The organism is Vibrio sp. 10N.222.47.A9, assembly GCF_963872585.1.
GTDB classification, from domain to species: Bacteria; Pseudomonadota; Gammaproteobacteria; order Enterobacterales; family Vibrionaceae; genus Vibrio; species Vibrio splendidus.
In genome coordinates, this window is record NZ_CAWNBB010000013.1 from 169209 (window position 1) to 192567 (window position 23359).

Here is a 23359-nt window from a genome sequence, read left to right on the forward strand (position 1 = left end):
CCCTAGTTATTTGATGAATGACTACTATTATACTAGTTGAGTAATTGTAGTTTGCTAGGATAACAATAATGGTAATTTGTGTATGGTGACAAAAGGAAAACGCTATATTGGACTCTCCCGACAGTTGATCGGGACTATCATAGCAATCAGCACCTTATTCACGGTTATAGTGACAGGTCTAGGGTTGTATGTGGAGTACCAAAGTCGAGTTTCTTTTATCAGTTCTCAGATCGAACAGGTTAAGGCTGGCTATCTTTCGGGTTTAACGTCCAGTTTGTGGGTTGAAGATCGAGAGCAACTGTTTGTGCAAGCCGAAGGTATCTCCCGCCTACCCTCGGTTAGTTACCTTCTTATCGAAAGTCCCGATGAAAAAATTCTAGAATTAGGTCAAAAGACCTCAGGTCAGTCTTATTCCCAGTCTTGGGAAATGGTGCACCAGATGGGGGGGACAGATTTCCCATTAGCGACGCTCACGGTGCAATCTGATTTGAGCATGATCCTCAACGACTTTGAAGAACGAGTTGTACTATTACTCGCCTTCGAAGCCGTTAAAATCTTCTTATTGTCTCTGGTTTGCTTAACGATCGTCTATCGCCTCGTGGTCAAACGCTTAATGACTATGTCTTCCCAGATCAACCAGCAACAGGTCGAAGACAACAAACCACGCTTCATAACGCCAACCGATTCTACTTACAAAGACGAGATCTCGACACTAGAGAGTAGCTATAACCAGTCGGTTGAACGTATTCGTCAACAATACCAAGAACTGGAAAAAGCCAAAGATGTCGCTGAGGTTGCCAACCGCAACAAAAGTGAATTTCTTGCCAACATGAGCCACGAGATCCGCACCCCGATGAACGGGATTATCGGACTGTCGTCTCTGCTCTCAGAAATGGATATGCCGAAAGAGCAAAAAGAGTATGTCGATATGCTCAATACCTCTTCGCTTACTCTACTCGACTTAATCAATGACATTCTCGACTACTCGAAGATAGAAGCGGGTCGTCTAGAACTGCAACAAGAACCAATGAAGATGATGGGTATTGCTGCCGATGTTGAATCGACGTTTAGAGTTAAAGCCGAACAGAAAGGGCTCAGATTCCAACTGGCGATTGATCCTAAGATCCCAACCATGGTGATTGGCGATGGCACCCAGCTAAGACAAGTGCTGAATAACCTAGTCGGCAACGCCATCAAATTTACCGATCATGGTCATGTCACACTCTCACTTCGCTTGGAAGAAGTCATAGAGCCAGAACAAAAGCTCAGAGTGAAATTTGAGGTGACTGACAGCGGTATTGGTATTGCTGAAGACAAGCAACAATCGGTGTTCGATAAGTTTCAACAAGCCGACGGCAGCACCACCCGTATTTACGGAGGCACCGGGCTTGGTCTAACGATATGCGATAAGATCGTGACCTTAATGGGCAGCAAGCTTGAGCTAACCAGTGTCGTAGGCAAGGGGAGTACATTCTACTTTACCGCTGACTTTGACCCGAGCCTGGACGTTGACGAAAGCAATATCGATTTTAATAAAGTCTCGGTGCTTCTGGTTGATGATAGTCAGCTGAATATGCGTATTACCTCAACACAGCTTCAATCATTCGGCGTTAAGTCAGAGTGTTGTGAAACCGCCACCCAAGCGTTAGAGCTTGTTTCGGAGTCTGTGGCGAAGTCATCGCCTTATGATCTGGTGCTGATTGATAAAGTGATGCCGTCTATTGATGGATTCCAGTTAGCAAGAAGTTTGATTGAGCGTTTTGACAAAGCGTGTCCTAAGCTGGTGATGATCTCTGCCGACCCACGCAAGCAAGATGAAGCGCGCGCTAAACAAGTGGGTTTTGTTGCCTACATAGCTCGCCCTTATCAAGATAACCAACTTAAATGGACGTTGAGTGAAGTTCTCGCGAGAGCAGCGGATACCTCAAACTTTACCTATCCAAACAGAGGTGAGGTCGCGTTCAAAGACAATGAACCAGTACCATTAACCAAACCAACGAGGTCTGTTGAAGCTACACCAACGGCTTCTGTCACAACCACACAAACAGACAAACAAGCTCCAATCAAAGAAGAGCTAAAACCAGTGGCCGCTTCGTTTAGTGGCAAAGTATTGGTCGTTGAAGACTCTCGAGTAAACCAGCAAGTTGCCAAGATGATGCTCAAGAAGCTTGGCTTTGAGGTTGATATTGCCGATAACGGGGAAATTGGTGTCGAGAAATTCCAGGCCAACGAATACGAGATGATTTTTATGGATTGCCAGATGCCGGTTCTCGACGGTTTCGAAGCCACTAAACAGATCCGAGCGCTCGAAGAGGGTTCTTCAAAGCACATTCCTATCGTCGCACTCACGGCCAACGTTGTGCAGCGAGACAAGCATTTGTGTTTTGATGTGGGTATGGATGAGTTTTTACCAAAACCGGTTAATCAAGGAAAGCTGAGAGAGATAGTTGAGAGTTTTTTATCTAAAGAAACCGATTCGACCAAAGAAGAAGATGAGCAAAAGATTGTTTAGTTAGTGCCTCATTAAACGTAATCGTTGAAAATAAAAACTCCGACTGAATCAGTCGGAGTTTTTGTATGTGCTCGATTTTTTCCTAAGCCTAAGCCTAGGTCTAGGTCTAGGTCTAGGTCTAGGAAAATGGTTACGTGACGCTAACCAATACTATCAATATGAATCACTACAGAATCGGGTCGCCAGTATTCCAACTCGCAATCCATTAGTTCACCGTCCTGTTTGTAGTTCACCCGGCAGATCTTTAGAACGGGCTGCCCTTCTGCCAAATTTAATGCCTTGGCGACATGCGCAGGGGCAGAGGTGGGTATCACATCAAAGCGCGATCGTTTGGTCTCGTAGCCGTATTTTTCTCGGTAGATGCCTGTCAGCGACATGGTGAGGTTTTCTGACAACACCTTCTCAAACAACAGCGCTTTTAAGACGTTTTCAACAAACAGCACCGCTCTGCCATCAATAAAGCGTAATCGCTCAATCACGTGTATCGGGGTTATCTGTTCTATTTCTAATGCTTTGGCGTAATCGCCTGCGGCCATTTCTGTGCGGGTGCTGAGCAGTCTGGTTTCTGCTATGCGGTGTTGTTCGCGAATCATTTGATGAAAGTGAGAGCGAGACAGCGGGTTGTAGCGGATACGTTCGGGTGACACATACCAGCCACGGCGCTCTTCTCGGTATATCAAACCTTCTGTTTCCAGAGACACCAACGCATCTTTGAGCGTGATTCGTGTGGTGGAAAACAGTTCGCTAAGGTTTCTTTCTGATGGCAGTTTTTGCCCTTCAATGAAGATACCTGATTGAAGCTGCTCTCGAATACTCGCCTTAATTCTTCCTAACTGTGTCCCTGATTGCCCGGTGCCCAATGTTCTCATTACTGATCTAGTCCATAAGTTCGTGTGCTTAATAAGGTAAACCATGGAGTTAACAGGAATGTGACAGTAAACAATGGCTTATTGTCATATGAGTGAAATATAACTGCCACGTAAATGCACTCGAACTGTCAAATAACTTGCGGCAAACCGTCACATTCCGGCTATAGCATACAAAACGAACTTACTGACCTAGTCCAGAAGGATAGAGACAATGAAAACTTTGCTTAGCCGTTCAACTGTATCGCCAGCCAAACTTATGGGTTCATCTACAAAGCTAATAGGTGCAACGCTAATAACGGCAACACTTTCAATGCCAGCGATGGCGAAGGATGCTGATCTTGAGTCACTGATTGAAGCCGCTCAAAAAGAGGGTGCAGTTTACAGTGTGGGTATGCCAGACAGTTGGGCAAACTGGAAAGGCACATGGACTGACCTGAAAGCAAACTACGGTTTGAAGCATCAGGATACGGACATGAGCTCGGCGCAAGAGATCTCGAAATTTGAAGCAGAGAAAAGAAACGCAACCGCAGATATCGGTGATGTGGGTTTTGCTTTTGCACGTGTCGCTGTGAAAAAAGACGTAACGCAGCCATACAAGCCAACCACTTGGAATGACATTCCAGACTGGGCAAAAGACAAAGATGGTCACTGGGCTCTGGCTTACACCGGCACTATCTCGTTCATTTCAAACAACAACCTTGTTGAAGATGCCCCAAAATCTTGGAGTGACCTACTAGAAGGCGACTACAAAGTAACAGTCGGTGACGTAGGTGTAGCCGCGCAAGCAAACAACGCGATTCTAGCGGCAGCATTTGCTAATGGCGGTGACGAGTCGAACCTAAAACCAGCGATTAAATTCTTTGGTGAATTAGCGAAGCAAGGCCGTCTGTCTTACACGGATCCAAGCATCGCGAACCTTGAAAAAGGCGAAGTGGAAGTGGCAATCATGTGGGATTTCAACGCACTGAACTACCGCGACAAGATCGACCGTGAGCGCTTTACCGTCAGCATTCCACAAGATGGCTCAGTGATTTCTGGTTACACCACCATCATTAACAAATACGCACAAAACCCGAACGCGGCGAAGTTGGCTCGTGAATACATCTTCAGCGACCAAGGCCAAATCAACTTAGCAGAAGGTTACGCACGTCCAATCCGCAGCAACATTACGCTACCTCAATCAGTTCAAGACAAGCTGATCTCAAACGAGCAATACAGCAATGTTCACCCAGTGACTGACTTCTCAGCATGGGAAAAATCAGCACGTCGCCTGCCACGTCAATGGCAAGAAAGCGTATTGATTCACCAGCAATAACCCCGCTTAACACACCACCTTCAATAGGTGGCTTATAGAAACAAGCAATAGAGAATAGACCATGAGCAATAAGGTTATCCTTGTTGTTCTAGATGGACTGAACTATCAGGTAGCCCGTGATTGCATGGGCTATCTGAACGGTCTTCTAGAACTAAGTGATATGCAGACAAAACAGGGCGATTCGCACAATGAACAGAGCGATTCGTACAATAAACAGAGCAACTTGCAAATCATGAGCACGCAAAAAAACAAGCTGCGCGCCACGCTTTACCCTGTGCAGTGTGAGCTGCCATCTATGTCCCGTCCACTGTATGAGTGCATTCTGACCGGTGTTCGCCCTGTCGAGAGTGGCATCGTCAACAATCAAATCGTGCGTTTATCGAATCACGAGTCGGTATTTAGCTTGGCGAAGTCGCAGAACAAAGTGACGGCAGCTGCGGCTTACCATTGGGTGAGCGAGTTATATAACCGAGCGCCATTTGATGCTGTGCGTGACCGCTTTACCAACGATGAGACCATGAACATTCAACATGGCTGTTTCTACCACTGGGACCACTACCCAGATGAAGCCTTGTTCTTGGATGCTGAGCACCTGCGCGTGACCCATCAGCCTGACTTCTTACTGATTCACCCAATGAACATTGACGACATGGGACATAAGCATGGGCTAGATTCTCGCCAGTATCGCAACAGTGCACGTGGCGCGGATATCTACCTATCAAACTATCTTGAGAAATGGGTAGACGATGGTTATCAAGTGATCATCACCAGTGACCACGGCATGAACAATGACTTGTCTCATGGTGGCATTCTGCCTGAAGAGCGTGAAGTGCCTTTCTTTGTGATTGGCGATAAATTCACACACCAAACGTGCTCAGTGAAACAGACCGACATCTGCGGCAACGTGTGTCAGCTACTCAACTTAGAACACGATAAATCTTACACTCAGGAATTGTTGGCCCTATGAGCAGTTCTGTAATCATGCAGAGCGATGGCGCTGCGCTTAAACCCAAAACCAAATCTTTGTTTCAACGCTTCAAGCCTGCTTTGTGGCTTGCGCCTTTCGCGCTGTTTTTCTACTTGTTCCAACTGGCACCTATGGTTTGGGTGCTGATCAACAGCTTCTTCTATGACGACGAACTCTCTCTCGAAAACTATTCTGAAATATTCGATTCTGCCTTCATGATGCAGGCCTTCGGTAACAGTTTATGGTTGTCGATTTGGTCGAGCATTGTTGGCTTAGCGATTGCGACTTTGTTGGTCTCTTCACTGCGCCGTGTTGATTCTAAAATCCGCGATGCGGTGATCGCGTTTACCAACATGAGCAGCAACTTCTCTGGTGTGCCTTTGTCGTTCGCCTTCATCATCATCCTTGGTACTAATGGTGCGATCACCTTATTGCTTAAGCAGTACGGTTTACTGGGCGATTTTGACTTGTACGGCAAGTGGGGTTTGCTGGCGATTTACATCTACTTCCAGATCCCATTAGCGGTGTTGTTGCTGTATCCAGCGTTCGATGCCTTGAGTGACGACTGGCAAGCCGCTTCGGCATTGCTTGGCGCGAAAACTTGGCAATACTGGACCAAAATAGCACTGCCTGTGTTGTCGCCTGCCTTGTTCGGCACCTTCATCATCTTGATTGCCAACGCGATTGGCGCCTATGCGAGTGTGTATGCGTTGACCTCGGGCAACTACAACGTGATTACGATTCGAATTGCGAGCTTGGTATCGGGCGACCTGTTCCTAGAACCAAACCTGGCTGCTGCAATTTCCGTGATTCTGATGGCGATGCTGGCCTTCATCACAGTGATTAACCAATGGCTGATCAGTAAAAGCTACGCAGGGAAGAGAAAGTAATGAACACCGTAAATACTCGCTTTCATAAAACGGTTGTCTATTCGATTGTCGGCATCATGATGATTCCGATCTTAGCGACCTTTATCTACTCGATCTCCTCGCGTTGGGGCGCCACTATCCTGCCGGATGGCTTCACGTTAGATTGGTACATCAACCTGCTGACGGATCCTCGCTTCTTGCAAGCCTTTGGTCGCTCACTGTTTATCTGTGTGGCAGCGCTGTCATTGAGTGTGGTGTTGGTTCTGCCTGCGATTTTCGTGGTGTTTTACTATTTCCCGAAACTCGACAAGGTGATGAATATCCTGATTTTATTGCCGTTCGCAGTACCGCCAGTAGTTTCGTCAGTCGGCTTACTTCAGTTGTATGCCGATAGTGAGATTTCTTTGATAGGCACACCGTGGATCTTGATTGGTACTTACTTCACCATCGCACTGCCATTCATGTACCGCGCGATTGCCAACAGCTTTGAAGCAATCAACTTGCATGACTTGATGGACGCTGCTCACCTGCTCGGTGCAAGCACCACCAAGGCGTTCTTGTTGATTATTCTGCCAAACCTTAAGAAAGGCTTAATGGCGTCGCTGTTCTTGTCGTTCTCGTTCCTATTGGGCGAGTTCGTGTTCGCCAACATCTTGGTGGGTACACGTTACGAGACGCTGCAAATCTACCTATACAACATGCGTCAAACCAGCGGCCACTTCACGTCAGCCCTAGTGATGACGTACTTCCTGTTTATTTTCTTACTGACTTGGTTGGCAAGTCGTTTCAGCCAGGGAACAAAATAATGAGCTATGTAAATGCAATAAACCTCACCAAGAGCTTTGGTGACAACACGGTGTTTGAAGATATTGAATTCTCAATCGAGAAGGGCGAATTCATTACACTGCTTGGCCCAAGTGGCTGTGGTAAATCGACTCTACTGCGCAGTTTGGCTGGCCTGAATCCTGTTGATGGCGGTGAGATCTGGGTCAACGGCGAAGAAATCACCCACCAAGTGCCGCAACAGCGTGGCATCGGCATGGTGTTTCAATCTTATGCTCTGTTCCCGAACATGACGGTTGAAGGCAACATTGCGTTTGGCCTCAAGATGAAAAAGCTTGCTGCTGACGAGATTAAGCACGAAGTCGCGAAAGTGATTGGGCTGGTGGATTTAACGGGCAAAGAGAAATTCTACCCGCATCAGCTATCAGGCGGTCAGCGTCAGCGTGTGGCTTTGGCAAGAGCTTTGGTGGTCAAGCCGCGTATTTTGTTATTAGATGAGCCGCTTTCGGCGTTGGATGCGAAGATCCGAAAGCACCTACGCCAACAGATCCGAGATATTCAAAAAGAGATGAACCTGACCACGATCTTCGTGACCCACGATCAAGAAGAAGCGATGATCATGTCTGACCGTATTTTCTTGATGAACAAGGGCGAGATCGTACAAGCAGGCACACCCGAAGAGATCTACACTCAACCAGCCAATGAATTTGTGGCTGGGTTCATGGGACACTACAATTTGGTGCAAGCGAACAAGGCTAAACAGCTGTTCAACATTGAAACGGAGTGGAAAGTGGCGATTCGACCGGAATCTATCTACGTGAAAGAACAAGGCCGACAATATGGCGAGCATATCTCCGCGCCGAAAACGGGCACCATTCGTAACCATCAGCTCTTGGGTAACGTGATTCGCTACCAAGTGGACGTTGATGAATGTGAGCTGACGGTCGACCTACTTAACCGTTCCTCTGAACGATTGTTGGCAAACGGTAGTCAACTTGAACTCCTGTTTAACCTAAACGAAATTCAACCTGTGAGAGCCTAAGATGTTCAAACCTTTGTATGTATTTGATATGGATGAAACGCTGATCAATGCCGATGCAGCGATGCTCTGGAATGAGTTCTTGGTTGAAAAGGGCATTGCCACTGCGCCCAACTTTATTGAAGAAGATAAGCGCTTAATGGGCCTGTATTCGGAAGGCAAATTGAACATGGAAGATTACCTAACATTTTCCATGCAGCCGTTAGCCGATATGCCAACAGAGCAAGTCACCGCATTGGTGGAAGAGTGTGTTGAACATCATATTTTGCCTAAACAGTTTAAACAGTCGAAACCTTTGATTGAGCAGCTTGAGAATGATGATATCGATATGTTGATCATCTCTGCCAGCGTGACTTTCTTAGTGGAAGCGGTCGGCCGTAAGATTGGTATCGAGAATGCACTAGGTATTGATTTGATTGAAAATCAAGGCCGTTTTACTTCTCAAATATCAGGCGTACCAAGCTATCGTGAAGGCAAAGTGACGCGTTTAAAAGAGTGGTTAGACAATCAAGAAACCAATTACTCAGATATCCACTTTTATACCGATTCAATCAATGACTTACCTTTGTGTGAGCATGCTGATTTTGCCTATCTGGTGAATCCGTGTCCGCGTTTAAAAGCGTTAGCTGATCAACCGAACTGGTCGATCCTCGACTGGGATTAACGCGAACCTTATATTCGAATTAGGTTCTTTCTAGAACTCATCAAGCCGCTGACTACAGCGGCTTTTTTACATCATCAGTCTAATATTCGATTTATCACCTTAGCTGACAAAAGTACGCATGTAACAATTCAATAACATCTCTTGCTTTGCTGTAAATCAAACCACCACTCTTCAATCCCTTGATAGCACTCACTTTGTTGTTGTGAGGGTTTGTGTGTAACAATTATTTTACAAATTGATGGGGTTTCATCGAAATTGCCCATTTTCCTCCATCCATTCCATTATTTCCGCTTGTGGGCCAAATTTAATTAAGGACAAAAACCACGTAATACAAAACCAATAGGTACAAGGAGAAAGTTCATGGTGGATACATACAACCCGCTTGGTACGGATGGATTCGAGTTTGTTGAATACACGGCCGTTGACCACAAGGGAATTGAGCAACTTAAAGCACTGTTTGTGTCACTTGGTTTTGCTGAGGTCGCCAAGCATCGCTCAAAAGAGGCTTGGCTGTATCGACAAGGTGACATCAACTTCATCGTTAATGAACAGCCACACAGCCAAGCGGAAGCGTTCGCTAAAGTGCATGGGCCATCGGTGTGCGGCATGGCCTTTCGTGTCAACGAAGCAACAGCTGCAATGGAACAAGCGTTTAAGGGCGGTGGTGAAGAGTACAAAACAGAAATAGGGCCGATGGAGCTGAGTATTCCTGCCATTTACGGCATCGGTGAAAGCCTGCTCTATTTTGTGGATCGTTATGGCAAGCAGAGCATCTATGACGTCGATTTCCGATTCTATGACGATGCGGAACAGCGCATGGCCGAAGCTAATGTTGGCTTGTATGAAATCGACCATCTCACGCACAACGTGAAACAAGGCAATATGGATGTATGGTCTGGGTTCTATGAGCGTCTGGGCAACTTCCGCGAGATTCGCTACTTCGATATTGAAGGTAAGCTGACAGGCCTTGTGAGCCGCGCCATGACCTCACCGTGTGGCAAGATTCGTATCCCTATCAATGAGTCTTCCGACGACAAATCACAAATTGAAGAGTTCATTCGTGAATACAACGGCGAAGGTATCCAACACATCGCACTCGCCACCGATGATATCTACAAAACCGTGAAGACTCTGCGTGATCGCGGTATGGACTTTATGCCAACTCCTGACACCTACTACGAGAAAGTTGACGATCGTGTGAAAGGCCACGGTGAAGACACTGATCTGCTGCGTGACCTACGCGTTCTGATTGATGGAGCACCGACCAAAGATGGCATCTTGCTGCAAATTTTCACGCAGACAGTAATCGGGCCTGTGTTCTTTGAAATCATTCAGCGTAAAGGCAACGAAGGCTTTGGCGAAGGCAACTTCAAGGCGCTGTTTGAATCGATTGAAGAGGACCAGATTCGTCGAGGAGTATTAGACGATGCATAAATGGATCTCGTTTCCTCATCGGGAGGGAGTGTGCTCTAAGCAAGCGCATGCCGACTTCCCCGAAGAGGCAATTTATGAGCGCGAAGCCGGTCGGAGTGGATTCTTCGGCCCTGCGGCTCACTTTCATCACCAACATGCCCCAACAGGTTGGTCGGAGTGGGAGGGCGATCTGCGCCCTCGCGCTTTTGATTTTACGCTGGTGGAAAAAGCCAGCCAGATAACCCCTTGGGCGGTGCCTCATCTTTTGCACAATGCGGACTGCAAAATTCGCGTATGGCGCATGGATGAGAAGATGGATTTCTTAGTGCGTAACTCCGATGGTGATGAGCTGCTGTTCATTCACCAAGGCAGCGCCGATCTCTATTGTGACTATGGTCATCTAGCGGTGAGTGAAGGGGATTACGTGATGATCCCGCGCTCGACCAACTGGCGCTTAGAGCCAAGTGAGCCGATGTTCATCTTGATGATTGAGAACACAGACGCGGCTTACTCCCTGCCAGAGAAAGGCATGGTCGGTAATCACGCGGTGTTTGATCCTGCTGTGCTCGACATCCCTTCTATCAATGATCAATTCCGCGCTCAGTATTCAGAAAACCAGACTCAGGTTCAGGTGAAGCGCCACGACAAAGCCAGTGTGATCACCTATCCGTTCAATCCATTGGATGCAATTGGCTGGCATGGAGACTTAGCGGTGGTGAAAGTGAATTGGCGCGATATCAGACCGCTGATGTCGCATCGCTACCACTTGCCACCTTCTGCACATACGACGTTTGTTGGCGCAGGCTTTGTGGTGTGTACCTTTGTACCACGCCCGATTGAGAGCGACCCCGGTGCATTGAAAGTGCCGTTCTACCACAACAATGATGACTACGACGAAGTGCTGTTCTATCACGCTGGTGACTTCTTCAGTCGCGACAATATTGAAGCGGGCATGGTGACCTTTCATCCAGCAGGCTTCACTCATGGACCTCACCCTAAAGCGTTTAAGGCAGGTCAGGCGCATAAGAAGAAGTTTACCGATGAAGTGGCGGTGATGATCGATACTCGCCATGCGCTGCAGTTCTCTGATGAACTCGATAGCGTTGAAAACAAAGAATATGTCTACAGTTGGCAAGAGAAGTAAGGGGCAACAAGGATGAAATTAGCAACCAAGAAAAATGGCACTCGCGACGGTCTACTGATGGTCGTAAGTAAAGATCTTAAACAATGTGTAGCTGCCACCGAAATCTTCCATGCGATGCATCTAGCGCCAACCATGCAGGTAGCATTGGATAACTGGGACAGCGTGGCTTCTCAGTTAGAAGAGTTATACACCTCGTTAAACAACGGGCATGTGACTGGCAGTGAAGTGTTTGCTTCTCAGTATTGTGAATCGCCTCTGCCAAGAGCTTATCAATGGGCAGACGGCAGCGCGTATGTAAACCACGTTGAGCTGGTGCGTAAGGCGCGTGGTGCTGAAATGCCAGAAAGCTTCTGGGTTGATCCACTGATGTATCAAGGCGGTTCAGATGCGTTTATCGGCCCTCGTGACAACATCGAATTTGCCAGTGACGAGTGGGGCATCGATTTCGAAGGAGAGGTAGCGATTGTCACCGGTGATGTACCAATGGGTGCCAGTGCTAAACAAGCGCACGATTCGATTCGCTTGTTGATGTTGGTGAACGATGTGTCGCTGCGCGGCTTGATTCCGGCAGAGCTAGCGAAAGGCTTTGGTTTCTTCCAGTCTAAGCCTTCTTCGGCGTTCTCCCCGGTTGCGGTAACACCTGACGAGCTTGGCGAACAGTGGAAAGGCAGCAAGGTACATTTACCGCTGATATCGACCTACAACGACCAGCCTTTTGGTTGTCCGAATGCCGGTATAGATATGACTTTCAATTTTGCAGAGTTGGTTGTGCATGCAGCTAAAACTCGACCATTATCGGCGGGCGCGATCATAGGTTCAGGCACGGTTTCTAATAAACAAGGCACTGACCATGGCACCTCGATTTCTGAAGGTGGTGTGGGATATTCATGTATTGCTGAAGTACGCATGATTGAGACGATTAGAGATGGCAAACCGTCGACTCAATTCATGTCGTTTGGTGACTCGATCAAGCTTGAGATGCTTGATGTGGCGGGTGATTCCATTTTTGGCGCGATAGACCAAAAAGTGAGCCAGTATCGAGCGCTATAATCCACGTAATAGGGTTTCAGTATGAGCGAGAGCATCGTGAACAAGAACATTATACTTTACGGTTACTGGCGCTCTTCGGCTGCCTATCGGGTGCGTATTGGATTAAACCTAAAGCAACTCAACTATGAGTCTAAATCGGTCCATTTGGTGCGTAATGGCGGCGAGCAGCATGATCCACAATATCGCGAACTCAATGCCAGTGAATTAGTGCCCGTGCTGGTGGATGGTGAAGTTCAACTCAATCAGTCGCTGACGATCTTGCAATACTTGGACGAAAACTATTTGTGTGAGAGCAGCCCAGACGCCTTGTTGATTCCTGAGCAAACACCATTGCGCTATCAAGCGTTGGCTATGGCTCAGGATATTGCGATAGAAATTCACCCTCTTAATAACCTGCGTGTGCTGCAGTATTTGGAGCGAGAGTTGTCGTGTGAGCAAGAGGCGAAAATAGACTGGCTTCACTATTGGATGAGCCAAGGTTATTCGGCGTTAGAAGAGAAGCTTTCTAAGCATCGTCAAACACACGGTGATTCAGTTTATAGCCTCACCGGTTCACCATGTATTGTCGATATCTGCTTGGTGCCACAGGTGTATAACGCGCTGCGCTTTGGCGTTGATATGTCGCCGTTTCCGCTGATTAACTCAATTGTCGAAGCGTGTAATCAGTTGCCCGCTTTTATTGATGCGATGCCAGAGAACCAAGCGGATGCGAATGAGTCCATGTAGATTCGCTGATGTAAACGCAAATACTTTTCCCTTGCGCTAACAAACCGTTTCTTGAAAGAAGCGGTTTCCAAAATTAAATATATTAAATGCAGTAAGCGTATGAATATTTATTCCGTTTAGCACTAATATGGACCTAATAAAAAATCCTCGTTATTAAATAAGAGGCTTTAACCCAAGATTTTATATTAGTGGTGATTATCATTCGATAATATTAATAATAAACAATACCTTCGCCTTTCGTAATCAGAGTACCAGCTTCATTGGTAATTATTTTATCTAAATCAAATAATGAACCAATCGCCGCATTACCCAATCCAGCTTCAATGAACTTACAAACGGCATCAATTTTTGGGCCCATAGAACCAGCAGGGAATGAAAATTCTGCTAAACCAGCAGGCGTTGCTTGCTTCATTTCTGCTTGGTCTTCTTTACCATAGTTACGGAAAATCGAACCATCGGTTAAGATAATAAATAAGTCGGCATGGATTTTTTCAGCCAGCAGTTCAGCCGTAAGATCTTTGTCAATGACGCATTCTACGCCAGTACTCTTACCTTGCTCAATACTCACGGGAACACCGCCGCCGCCACAAGCGATAACAAGGTTTTCTGTATCTAGAAGAGTTTCAATTTGCTGAATTTCAACAATGCTTTTTGGCATAGGAGAAGGCACAACGCGACGGTAGTACTCGCCATCAGCTTTAAATTGCATTGTGCTTTGAGCCATTAACTCTTTAGCTCGTTGCTCTGTATATACAGGGCCAACAAATTTAGTCGGGTTAGCAAACGCAGGGTCTTTTTTGCATACTTCAGTTTGCGTGACTAGCGTCGCTACGTCTAATTCAGGGTCAATGTTTCTTAGCTCTTGTTGTAACATGTAGCCCACCATGCCACAGGTTTGAGAGCCGAGTACATCCATTGGGTATGGGGTAGTCTCTGGCGAATATTCGCTATAAGCCGCGTTTTGTTCCATCAACAAACCTACTTGTGGGCCATTACCATGAACGATAACAATCTCATGCTCGCGTGCGATTGCGGCAATACTCGCCGCTGATTTTATTATATTTTCACGTTGGTTCTCAGCCGTTAATGCTTGGCCTCTTGCTAAAAGAGCGTTACCGCCTAAAGCATAATACTATGCGCATGATAATGTCTCCGATCATTTAATAATGATTTTATTTATTTTACGTAGGGATTAACCGCTTGTTTCTAATTAAATTCAAGATTATTAATAACAATGACTAGGTTTTTTAATTACTCTTAAGTAATTAACATGCCGAGATAGTATGGGAAAATAACTGTTCTAAATGTGATAGCTATCAAATTATCATTTCACTAGAAATAGAGCTGTGGGAGCGGGAATTATTATAATTCGATTAAATATCCATAAGCTGGGATACAATCCAGTGGTGGACTCTTTTTTTGTATAAATGATTCGTCTTTAGTGAATATTATCTCAGCCCAAAAAATGAATAATTTAACATTTTTGTTTTAAATATGACGTTCAGATCTCATTAAGAACTTTAGAAAAGATACGGAGCCAAATTGAAGCGGGGAGGACACTAGCTTAAATAGTGGCTTTGATTCGGTTTTCAGTCGGCTGCCTTTACTCCAGATGTTATCTGACAGCCAAGTGAAAAGTGGAGATAGCTTGCTACGTTCTAGGCCTAATCGCTAAAGCGAAACAACGCGCTTTATCTCTTCCAAGACCTCGGCGTTAGCGATTGCTCCGAGGTTTTCTACACTCTTGCCATTGATCACCTGTTTCACTGCTAACTCCACAAGCTTGCCTGAGCGTGTTTTTGGCACATCGCTGATCGCAAATATCTGGCTTGGCACGTGTCTTGGTGAACAAGAGGATTTGAGTTTGCTTTTGATGGCTGTCAGTAACTCATCATCTAGATCCACACCTTGTTGTAGTTGAACAAACAGCCATATCTGTTCGTTGCGGTCGATGTCTTTACCGACTGCGATAGAATCAACTATGCCGTCAATGGTGTTCACTTGTTGATAGATTTCAGCGGTACCAATTCGCACGCCACCAGGGTTGAGCGTGGTGTCACCTCGCCCGTAAAACAGGTAGCCGCCATGCGCGCTCTGTGCGACTTCGTCACCGTGATGCCACACGTTATCGAACTTGTCCCAGTAAGTGCTGTGGTAGCGCTCTCCGGTGTCATTCCAAAAGCCGGCAGGGAAGTTGGGTAAGGAGTTGGTGCATACTAGCTCGCCTCGTTCATGATTGACCTGTTGGCCCGACGAATTGAACACCTTGATGTCGACCCCAAGCCCTGCCTGTTGGCACTCACCGCGATACACAGGCGAGATTGGGTTGCCTAAAACAAAGCAGCCACAAATATCCGTGCCGCCAGAAATCGACGCTAAATGCAGATCTTGCTTTATGTGCTTGTAAACGTAATCGAACTGCTCTGGGTAGAGCACAGAACCCGTCGAGCACAGTGTTCTTAATTTAGGAAGGTTGTGACTGTCGATCGGTGAGAGTTCAGCTTTCTCAATCGCTTCTAGGTACTTGGCTGAGGTGCCAAATGTCGATACGTCTGCACGCTGCGCTAAATCCCACAAAACGTTGGGTTGCGGGTAAACCGGGCTACCATCAAAGATAACCAAACAAGCACCGCTCGCGAGCGCAGAGACGTGCCAGTTCCACATCATCCAACCACAAGTGGTGTAGTAGAACACGCGATCGTTTGGCTTAACATCACAATGAAGTTGATGCTCTTTTAGGTGATTGATAGTGGTGCCACCAACAGAATGGACAATACACTTTGGTTTTCCGGTGGTACCGGAGGAATAGAGCACGAACAACGGTTCATTGAAGCCGACACGAGTAAATCGAAGAGGTTTTGGCTGATAGTGATTAATGATGCTGTGCCAGCTTTGGATCGACACATCATGTTCAGCTTTGTTTTTCTTTAAATCGTTCTTCTCTAAATCACTCTTCTCTAAATCACGAGTCGGTTTCAAATAACCGATCTCACACACCTGTTTTAATTCGCTTAAGTGTTCGATGATTTCACGGTTCTTGTCCGTCATATCGAACATTTTGCCATTGAAGGTGTAACCGTCACAGGTGAACAACACTTTGGGTTTCACTTGGCCAAATCGCTCAATCACACTCTCGACGCCAAAGTCAGGTGAGGTTGACGTCCAAATCACGCCTAAGCTTGTGGTCGCTAGCATCGCAACCACGGTTTGTGGCAGATAAGGGGTATAAGCGGCAACTACATCACCTTGCTCCACGCCACAATCCAGGAGCCACTGTTGAACACTAGAGACTTCCTCACAAAGGGTTTGCCATGTGTAGCTTTGTTGCTTGCCACGTTCATTCTCAAACCAAATCGCAAGCTCGTTTGGCAACGTTTTTGATGAATGCAGCAAGTTTTCGGCGTAATTCACTTGTGCATTCGGAAACCACACCGTATCGCGATTCGATTTAGGCTGCTGCCAGCGGCTCTCGCCTTGAGTTTTGATGCGTTCGCCTTGTGCGTTATCAATACAGTCTTGCGAACCCACCATTCCACAAAACTGCCAGACGTTCTGCCAAAACGACTCGGGATGTTCCACAGACCATTGATGAAGCTCCGTGTAGTTTTGTAATTCCCGATCGAGTATGCCCTGCTGATCAAGGCTATCCATAAATCGGGTTACGTTGGCGTGTGCGATACGTTGGTCGCTAGGTTGCCAAATTGGCTTATTGCTCTCGTGCATTCCTTTACCTTTAACAAAAAGTTAACGATTTCAGTCTGGTATTTAGGTTTTACAAAGTCAAAAGATCAGCAAAATAAGGGGGTGTCGGAATTGTGTAAATAAAATGTTACACGATTGCCTGTTTCGAAAAATCGCGCAAATTGGCGGATATAAGGAGTCGAGATAGGCTTAAAGGGAGACATTCGAAAGGAGGTGTGTAATGACTCAATATCATTCTAAGCCCGTGAGCCAAGAGGGATGGGTTGAGTGGAGCCTCGAAGAAGATGCCATTTGGCACGACTTAGTGAAAAGGCAACTGGACGTCATTAATGACCGCGCATGCGATGCCTATTTACACGGTTTGACCCTGCTGGATTTGCCATTAGACAGAGTTCCCCAGCTTCCAGAGATAAACAAAGTGCTAATGGAAACAACGGGTTGGCAGGTACAGCCTGTGCCTGCGTTGATCGATTTCGACCGTTTCTTTGATTTGCTCGCCAATAAGAAATTCCCAGTGGCGACATTTCTGAGAACGCGAGACGAGTTCGATTATTTACAAGAACCTGATTTCTTTCATGAAATTTTCGGCCATTGTGCCATGCTGACCAATGCCGATTTTGCGACATTCACTGAGCATTATGGAAAATTAGGCCAAGCAGCGACAGCCAAGCAGCGCGCGTATCTGGCCCGTTTGTATTGGTTTACGGTCGAGTTCGGTTTAGTAAAAGAAGGCGATAGGCTGAAAATCTATGGCGGTGGCATTCTTTCGTCTCCGGCGGAAACCATGTATGCGTTGGGAGGGGATTTGGCCGTTCGTGAGCGGTTCGATCTGCAAACGGTTTTAAGAACCCCTTATCGCATCGACATCATACAACCGAAATATTACGTGATTGATGAGCTGTCTGAGCTCTTCAAAATCAGTCAGGAAAACCTATTGCAGCAAGCTGATCTCGCGATAGACGAGGGATTACTACCACCACTTTTTGAACCTAAGGAACCAACACATGTTGAATGAACAAAAATGCGAAGCCTGCAGTATCGATGCAATTTCTCTTAATAAAGATGACCAACAATCTTTACTGTTGGAGTTGTCTGATTGGCAGATCATCGAAAGAGACGGCATCCCACAACTTGAGAAGGTGTTTAAGTTTAAGAACTACAAACAAGCATGGGCATTCAGCAATAAAGTGTCAGAGTTGGCAGAAGAAGAATTCCATCACCCTTCGATCTTATTGGAGTGGGGCAAAGTCACCGTCACTTGGTGGAGCCACTCAATCAAAGGCCTACACAAAAACGACTTCATCTGCGCCTCACGCTGCGATGTGTTCTCGGAGAGTGAATAGTCCTTCTGGGCTGGGGAAGGGCTTCTCCAGCCTCAATGATTTGAATACCCCATTATTCGACTCATTTTATGATTTGAATAATGAGCTTAAACAGCTCATAATGTGATTTGAATAAGTGATACTTTCGCATCATGGGGCGTAATATGTGGATTTGGCAGCAAGATAATTGGCCAAACTTTGTTTGGGATAATCAGAGAATAGGCGTGAGGTTAAGAGAAGTACGGCTTAATCAGGGCATCCTATTAGGCAAGATAACCTCTCAATCCGCAGACCAAACGCAAACAATGCTCGATACTTTGCTAGCGAACATTGTCCACTCCAGTGCGATAGAGGGAGAAAAGCTAAATGCCTTCTCTGTTCGTTCTTCTTTAGCTAACAAACTTGGCGTGAGCGAAGAGCGACCTTTTCCTACGACAGAACAAACTGATGGCTTAGCCGAAATTATGTTGGATGCCGTGCAGAACCTCACTGAGCCATTAGCGCTTGATAGGATTTTGCATTGGCACGATAGGCTGTTTCCTCAAGGTTACACCATGTTTAACCCTGTAATCGGAGGTCAGCTAAGAGGTGATACTCCCATGCAAGTGGTATCGGGAAGAATTGACCGTCCGAGCGTACATTTTGAAGCACCTAGCCGAGACATTCTTGATGCTGAGTTAGATGCGTTTATCACATGGTTCAATGATTCACTTACCGACGCTACACTCGATCCCTTACTTAGAGCTGCGATAACTCACCTTTGGTTTATCACCTTACACCCGTTAGATGATGGTAATGGTCGTATTACTCGATTGTTGACTGACTTGGCGTTAGCACAGGCCGAGCAGCAGTCGGTACGTTTCTATGCGATGTCGGTGGGGATTCTCGCTAACCGCAAGCATTACTACGAGATATTGGAGCGAACCCAGAAAGGTGGACTCGATATTAGCGAATGGTTGATGTGGTTCTTAGATACGTTAGACGAGACGTTTACAGGCGTTTTCGCTGAGGTTGATCAAACCGTTTATAAGACTAACTATTGGCGAAGTATCGACCAAACTAAGCTTACAACAGAACAAGTAAAAGTACTGAATAGGATGCTCGATGGTGATTTTTCTGAAGGTATCAATGCCAGCCACTATCAGAAAGTAGCAAAGGTGAGCAGTGCCACTGCAACACGTCATTTGAACGCTTTGATTGAGCATGGCTGCTTAGTCAAATCTGGTTCTGGCGGACGAAGCACGCGGTACTTATTACCAAAGTAAGTGATAGACGTTCGTGTCGCAAGTTGCCGATATTAATCTGAATATCGGCGACTGTTAGCGGCTTTTAGAGATAACTCTTTAGTGCGCAGATTTGTATTTTTTCCAATAATCAAAGCTGTTAAGTAATGCTAATTCGATACCTTTTCCATGGTATTTGTACGACACATAAAATCGTTCTATATAAGCGTAGAACTGAGGTGTATGCTGTGAAATTATTGATCTTTTTTGTGCGTGGACACTAACCATGAGGTAACCCACAACTGTCTTTTTCTTTGTTTCAGCGACAAAAAAATAGACATTTTTATTGTTCAGCTTCTCCTTGAGTAATGACTCCGTGAAAAGTAAATCAATGATTCTTAACTTACTTAAGTTGTAGTCACTTAAACTGTATTTGTTCCTATCTTTATTCGAATGACTAATATTACTGTGGCTGCCGGTTAATTGTTCGTGACACAAAGCATTGATAGAGAATAGATCGTTGAGAGTCGCTTTTCTAATTAACACCTTAAATCTCCTTTTTCTACGGTTATTCTTCTGACGCAAAACGTCTAAGATGCTAAGTAACTGATTAGAATAACCACTAGTAATTAAACTTAATTTATTGGCAGATAGACGTTTTTGTATGTTCGTAATATTCATCCGCGCGCTGTTTTAGTGCTTGGATTAAAGCACTTGGCAAGTTCCTTTCTTTTATCCAATGTTCAAATACTTCTATTGATTGAAATGTTCCAGACGAGATTAGATTGGAGTGTTGAGCTAGGTGATTTAACCAGTAAAGTGTTTGCAGAGCTTCCAGTGGATTTTTGGGGAGTTGTAGCTTTCCTTTTCTGACTTGTCCCTTGATATAAGGCTTCGCTGAATCGTCAAAAACTCTGCTGTTGTGTTCGGATTCGGAAAGTGGGTCTGGATTAATCAGCATTGAGCTATATCGTACGTAGAGTAGGTATTCCTGTTCTACTTGATCAAGCTCGTTGAAAGAATCGATTTTATCCTTAGGAATTGTCGTTTCATGTACTCGGTGATGTTCATCATTTAACAACAGCAACAGGTTAATTGGTTGAGCTGAGTAATGTTCAAGTAGGCGAGACACTGACTTCCAATGAAGCAGTAAATTCCGAATCAAACCTATGGTGATTGGCCCTTCTGGGTACAGCTTATACATGTACTTAACTTCGTCTTCATTAGACAAAATATGATCTAATGCAAACGTATTGATAAAAAAAACAGGGTGTACATAAGTAGCAATATTTCTGCCTTCCACACTGAACGGGTTATCTAAAGGGATGACTTGCACATCAACCTTTTCTAAGGCGTTTCGCAAGGCGTTCAATAAAACATCATTTGATTCGGATAGGTAAAGGTAAACCCTTTTTTTTACTGTTTTGGTTATGACGGTAAGCGGGTGTTTCTGCGTTGGGTTAGAGGTAAAATAAGAGGTCGCAAAATAGTTAGAGAATAGGATTATATTTGGAGATGCTCCTATCTTTTTTAACATCCCTTTTAAAATAAGACATCCACCAATCATTGAAGACATAAGAATGATTTGTTTTAAATTCTTTAAGCAAAGCTCAGAAAAGGAAGACAATACGTCGCAATAGGTGTGAGCAGGAGTGGCTAAAACTAAAGTATCCCAATAGGAGGGAAGGGGAGATAATTCAGTATAGAACTCATTAAATCTAACTAGCCCGACGAGCGGTGCTAATTGTGGTTTGTTTACCTCGCAACTAGCTAAGTACCCATGTTGTTTCATTAGTCTTTTTCTAGTTTCCCATTGATGGGAACTCTTGCTGATGAGGGCTATTTTTTGACTAAAAGGAGCTAGGATTTGGCTCGTTTGAATACCGGCAGGGCCGGCACCAACAACCAATGTGTTGCCTAAAATCATGATGTGACTCTCAATGTGAATGTTTTCTTTAAATACCTTTCGGCATCTTCGCTGTTTTATTCTCAATAACACCACTTCATCGTGGCAATTTAAAACTTCGTTGTTTATTTAATTATTATTATTAATTGAGGTGAAACCATCTTCTTGAGGAAGAATGTTTCATAGATTCTGATGCTTTATTTAAAGTTGTTTGGGGTAGGCCATCGATTAATTAATCGTTAATTTACGCTGAAATTAATACCCTGCCGTATTTATTTGATTCATTTTGATTGGGTTGGAGAGGGTCGGTTGAGGTATCTAGTATCGCTGGAATGCTTCACCTACGTCTAACCAACTTATCCTTAAGAATCAAAATGTCTGGAGAGATACCTATGTCAGCAACTAGCAATAACCAAGAACAGCCAATGGATTCACACTATTTGCCAGAGCCTTATCGAATTAGGGTGATCGAGCCTGTTAAAAGAACAACGGAACGTGAGCGAGAACAGGCGCTAATGAAAGCGGGATATAACCCTTTCTTGTTGGATAGCGACAAAGTGTTTATTGATCTCTTGACCGACAGTGGAACGGGAGCTGTCACGCAGGAGATGCAGTCTGCAATGCTAAGGGGAGATGAGGCGTACAGTGGCAGTCGAAGTTATCGAACGCTTAGCCAAGCGGTAAAAGACATCTTTGGCTATCAGTTTACTATTCCTACACACCAAGGACGTGGTGCCGAGCAGTTATATGTCCCTGCCCTGATTAACAAACGTGAGCGAGATCAGGGGCTCGAACGAGGCAAAATGGCCGCATTTTCAAATTATTTTTTTGATACTACTCAAGGGCACACTCAGCATAATAATTGTCGAGTGATCAACGTTCCTTCACCTGAAGCTTTTAATACTGAAATTAAGAGTGATTTTAAAGGTAATTTTGACTTGGAAGCACTCGCGGCAGGAATCGAAGAGATCGGTGCTAAAAATGTGCCCTATATCGTAAGTACGATTACTTGTAACTCTGCAGGTGGTCAGCCTGTTTCTCTTGCCAATTTGAAGGCTGTTTATGAATTAGCGCAGTCTCACGATATTCCAGTTGTTATGGACTGTGCCCGATTCGCAGAGAACGCTTACTTTGTTAAGCAGCGTGAAGAGGGCTATGCCGACTGGAGTGTTCAAGAGATAACTAGCGAAGCTTTTAAATATGCCGATCTCTTTGCTATGTCAGCGAAAAAAGATGCCATGGTTCCTATTGGTGGGCTACTCGCTTTCAAAGACGATAGCTTCTTAGATGTGCAGTTGGAATGCAAAACACTATGTGTGTTATTGGAGGGCTTTCCAACATATGGGGGTCTAGAAGGTGGAGCGATGGAACGTTTGGCTGTTGGACTTTATGATGGAATGGAAGAAGACTGGTTAGCATCACGTTTGCAGCAAGTCGAATACTTAGTGAACGGCCTAGAAGCGTTAGGGGTCCGTTGCCAGCAAGCGGGTGGGCATGCTGCCTTTGTTGATGCCGGTGCATTATTACCTCATATCTCACCAGAACAGTTTCCTGGACATGCTTTGTCTTGTGAGCTTTATAAAGTGGCAGGTATTCGAGGTGCAGAAATCGGTTCTTTATTACTAGGGTGTGATCCTGAAACAGGAAAGCAGCTTCCTTGCCCGGCTGAATTGTTTCGTTTAGCTATTCCCAGAGCAACCTATACACAGGCCCACCTTGATTACATTATTGCTGCTTTTAAAGAAGTGAAGAAACGTGCTTCATCAATTGCAGGTTTAAAGTTTACTTATGAGCCTAAGGTATTGAGACACTTTAACGCTACATTGGAACCTGCACTTTAAGTTGTGCCCCTTTG

Annotated in this window: 19 protein-coding genes and 2 pseudogenes; 15 read left to right on the forward strand and 6 right to left on the reverse strand. The window is 45.3% G+C overall.

Annotation, left to right across the window (positions count from 1 at the left end; genetic code table 11):
- Positions 1-82 precede the first annotated feature (82 nt).
- Entirely contained in the window at positions 83-2512 is a 2430-nt protein-coding gene (locus AACT19_RS02325; protein ID WP_076644979.1) for a response regulator, read from the forward strand.
- Between the two features lie 140 nt (positions 2513-2652).
- Here AACT19_RS02325 and AACT19_RS02330 read toward each other — a convergent pair whose 3' ends face one another.
- On the reverse strand, positions 2653-3381 hold the full coding sequence (locus tag AACT19_RS02330) for a UTRA domain-containing protein (RefSeq protein WP_076644981.1): 729 nt from the start codon (positions 3379-3381) through the stop codon (positions 2653-2655).
- A 211-nt stretch (positions 3382-3592) separates the two neighbouring features.
- Between AACT19_RS02330 and AACT19_RS02335 the strand changes: the two genes are divergently transcribed.
- The 6 genes from AACT19_RS02335 to AACT19_RS02360 all read left to right on the forward strand — a co-directional run bounded on the left by AACT19_RS02335 (position 3593) and on the right by AACT19_RS02360 (position 9018).
- On the forward strand, positions 3593-4696 hold the full coding sequence (locus AACT19_RS02335) for an ABC transporter substrate-binding protein (protein WP_076644983.1): 1104 nt from the start codon (positions 3593-3595) through the stop codon (positions 4694-4696).
- Between the two features lie 61 nt (positions 4697-4757).
- A complete protein-coding gene (locus AACT19_RS02340) occupies positions 4758-5663 on the forward strand; it encodes an alkaline phosphatase family protein (protein ID WP_076644985.1) in 906 nt (301 codons plus the stop codon).
- Positions 5660-6553, forward strand: coding sequence for an ABC transporter permease (locus AACT19_RS02345; RefSeq protein WP_076644987.1), 894 nt, complete (start codon positions 5660-5662; stop codon positions 6551-6553). The genes AACT19_RS02340 and AACT19_RS02345 overlap by 4 nt, the downstream gene beginning before the upstream one ends.
- Complete coding sequence (locus tag AACT19_RS02350; RefSeq protein ID WP_004732591.1) at positions 6553-7338, forward strand: ABC transporter permease; 786 nt, start codon at positions 6553-6555, stop codon at positions 7336-7338. The genes AACT19_RS02345 and AACT19_RS02350 overlap by 1 nt, the downstream gene beginning before the upstream one ends.
- Entirely contained in the window at positions 7338-8357 is a 1020-nt protein-coding gene (locus AACT19_RS02355) for an ABC transporter ATP-binding protein (RefSeq protein WP_076644989.1), read from the forward strand. The genes AACT19_RS02350 and AACT19_RS02355 overlap by 1 nt, the downstream gene beginning before the upstream one ends.
- A gap of 1 nt (position 8358) precedes the next feature.
- The gene (locus AACT19_RS02360) at positions 8359-9018 is read left to right on the forward strand and encodes an HAD family hydrolase (RefSeq protein WP_076644991.1); all 660 of its coding nucleotides are present in this window, start codon (positions 8359-8361) and stop codon (positions 9016-9018) included.
- Between the two features lie 94 nt (positions 9019-9112).
- Here the strand turns inward: AACT19_RS02360 and AACT19_RS02365 are convergent.
- A pseudogene (locus AACT19_RS02365) lies at positions 9113-9295 on the reverse strand (hypothetical protein).
- A gap of 83 nt (positions 9296-9378) precedes the next feature.
- Here AACT19_RS02365 and hppD point away from each other — a divergent pair.
- Genes hppD through maiA form a run of 4 tightly spaced genes read left to right on the forward strand, consistent with a single transcriptional unit; the run spans position 9379 to position 13351 of the window.
- The gene (hppD, locus tag AACT19_RS02370; protein ID WP_017091952.1) at positions 9379-10452 is read left to right on the forward strand and encodes a 4-hydroxyphenylpyruvate dioxygenase; all 1074 of its coding nucleotides are present in this window, start codon (positions 9379-9381) and stop codon (positions 10450-10452) included.
- Complete coding sequence (locus tag AACT19_RS02375; RefSeq protein ID WP_076644993.1) at positions 10445-11575, forward strand: homogentisate 1,2-dioxygenase; 1131 nt, start codon at positions 10445-10447, stop codon at positions 11573-11575. Before hppD ends, AACT19_RS02375 begins: the two co-directional genes overlap by 8 nt.
- Positions 11576-11587: 12 nt before the next feature.
- Complete coding sequence (locus tag AACT19_RS02380; RefSeq protein ID WP_076644995.1) at positions 11588-12625, forward strand: fumarylacetoacetate hydrolase family protein; 1038 nt, start codon at positions 11588-11590, stop codon at positions 12623-12625.
- A 21-nt stretch (positions 12626-12646) separates the two neighbouring features.
- Positions 12647-13351 carry a maleylacetoacetate isomerase gene (maiA, locus tag AACT19_RS02385; RefSeq protein WP_076644997.1) on the forward strand — a complete coding sequence of 235 codons (705 nt, stop codon included), beginning with the start codon at positions 12647-12649 and terminating at the stop codon, positions 13349-13351.
- A gap of 211 nt (positions 13352-13562) precedes the next feature.
- On the opposite strand, the pseudogene AACT19_RS02390 reads toward maiA, so the two are convergent.
- Both AACT19_RS02390 and AACT19_RS02395 read right to left on the reverse strand, forming a co-directional pair.
- A pseudogene (locus AACT19_RS02390) lies at positions 13563-14493 on the reverse strand (carbamate kinase).
- Positions 14494-15022: 529 nt separating this feature from the next.
- Positions 15023-17074 (reverse strand): acetoacetate--CoA ligase, encoded by a 2052-nt coding sequence (locus AACT19_RS02395; protein ID WP_076644999.1) that lies wholly within the window; start codon positions 17072-17074, stop codon positions 15023-15025.
- A 199-nt stretch (positions 17075-17273) separates the two neighbouring features.
- On the opposite strand from AACT19_RS02395, the gene phhA reads away from it, so the two are divergent.
- The 3 genes from phhA (at position 17274) to AACT19_RS02410 (ending at position 19640) form a co-directional block, all read left to right on the forward strand.
- Positions 17274-18068 (forward strand): phenylalanine 4-monooxygenase, encoded by a 795-nt coding sequence (gene phhA / locus AACT19_RS02400; RefSeq protein ID WP_076645001.1) that lies wholly within the window; start codon positions 17274-17276, stop codon positions 18066-18068.
- Positions 18058-18396, forward strand: a complete 339-nt coding sequence (locus tag AACT19_RS02405; protein ID WP_076645003.1) for a 4a-hydroxytetrahydrobiopterin dehydratase — start codon at positions 18058-18060, stop codon at positions 18394-18396. The genes phhA and AACT19_RS02405 overlap by 11 nt, the downstream gene beginning before the upstream one ends.
- A gap of 143 nt (positions 18397-18539) precedes the next feature.
- Positions 18540-19640, forward strand: a complete 1101-nt coding sequence (locus AACT19_RS02410; protein ID WP_076645005.1) for a Fic family protein — start codon at positions 18540-18542, stop codon at positions 19638-19640.
- Between the two features lie 78 nt (positions 19641-19718).
- On the opposite strand, the gene AACT19_RS02415 is transcribed toward AACT19_RS02410, so the two are convergent.
- Positions 19719-20144, reverse strand: a complete 426-nt coding sequence (locus tag AACT19_RS02415) for a GNAT family N-acetyltransferase (RefSeq protein ID WP_017082921.1) — start codon at positions 20142-20144, stop codon at positions 19719-19721.
- A 94-nt stretch (positions 20145-20238) separates the two neighbouring features.
- On the reverse strand, positions 20239-21525 hold the full coding sequence (locus AACT19_RS02420) for an opine metallophore biosynthesis dehydrogenase (protein WP_076645007.1): 1287 nt from the start codon (positions 21523-21525) through the stop codon (positions 20239-20241).
- 404 nt (positions 21526-21929) lie between these two features.
- Here AACT19_RS02420 and tnaA point away from each other — a divergent pair, with 404 nt between their 5' ends.
- Positions 21930-23345 carry a tryptophanase gene (gene tnaA, locus AACT19_RS02425; RefSeq protein WP_029224450.1) on the forward strand — a complete coding sequence of 472 codons (1416 nt, stop codon included), beginning with the start codon at positions 21930-21932 and terminating at the stop codon, positions 23343-23345.
- Positions 23346-23359: the final 14 nt, after the last annotated feature.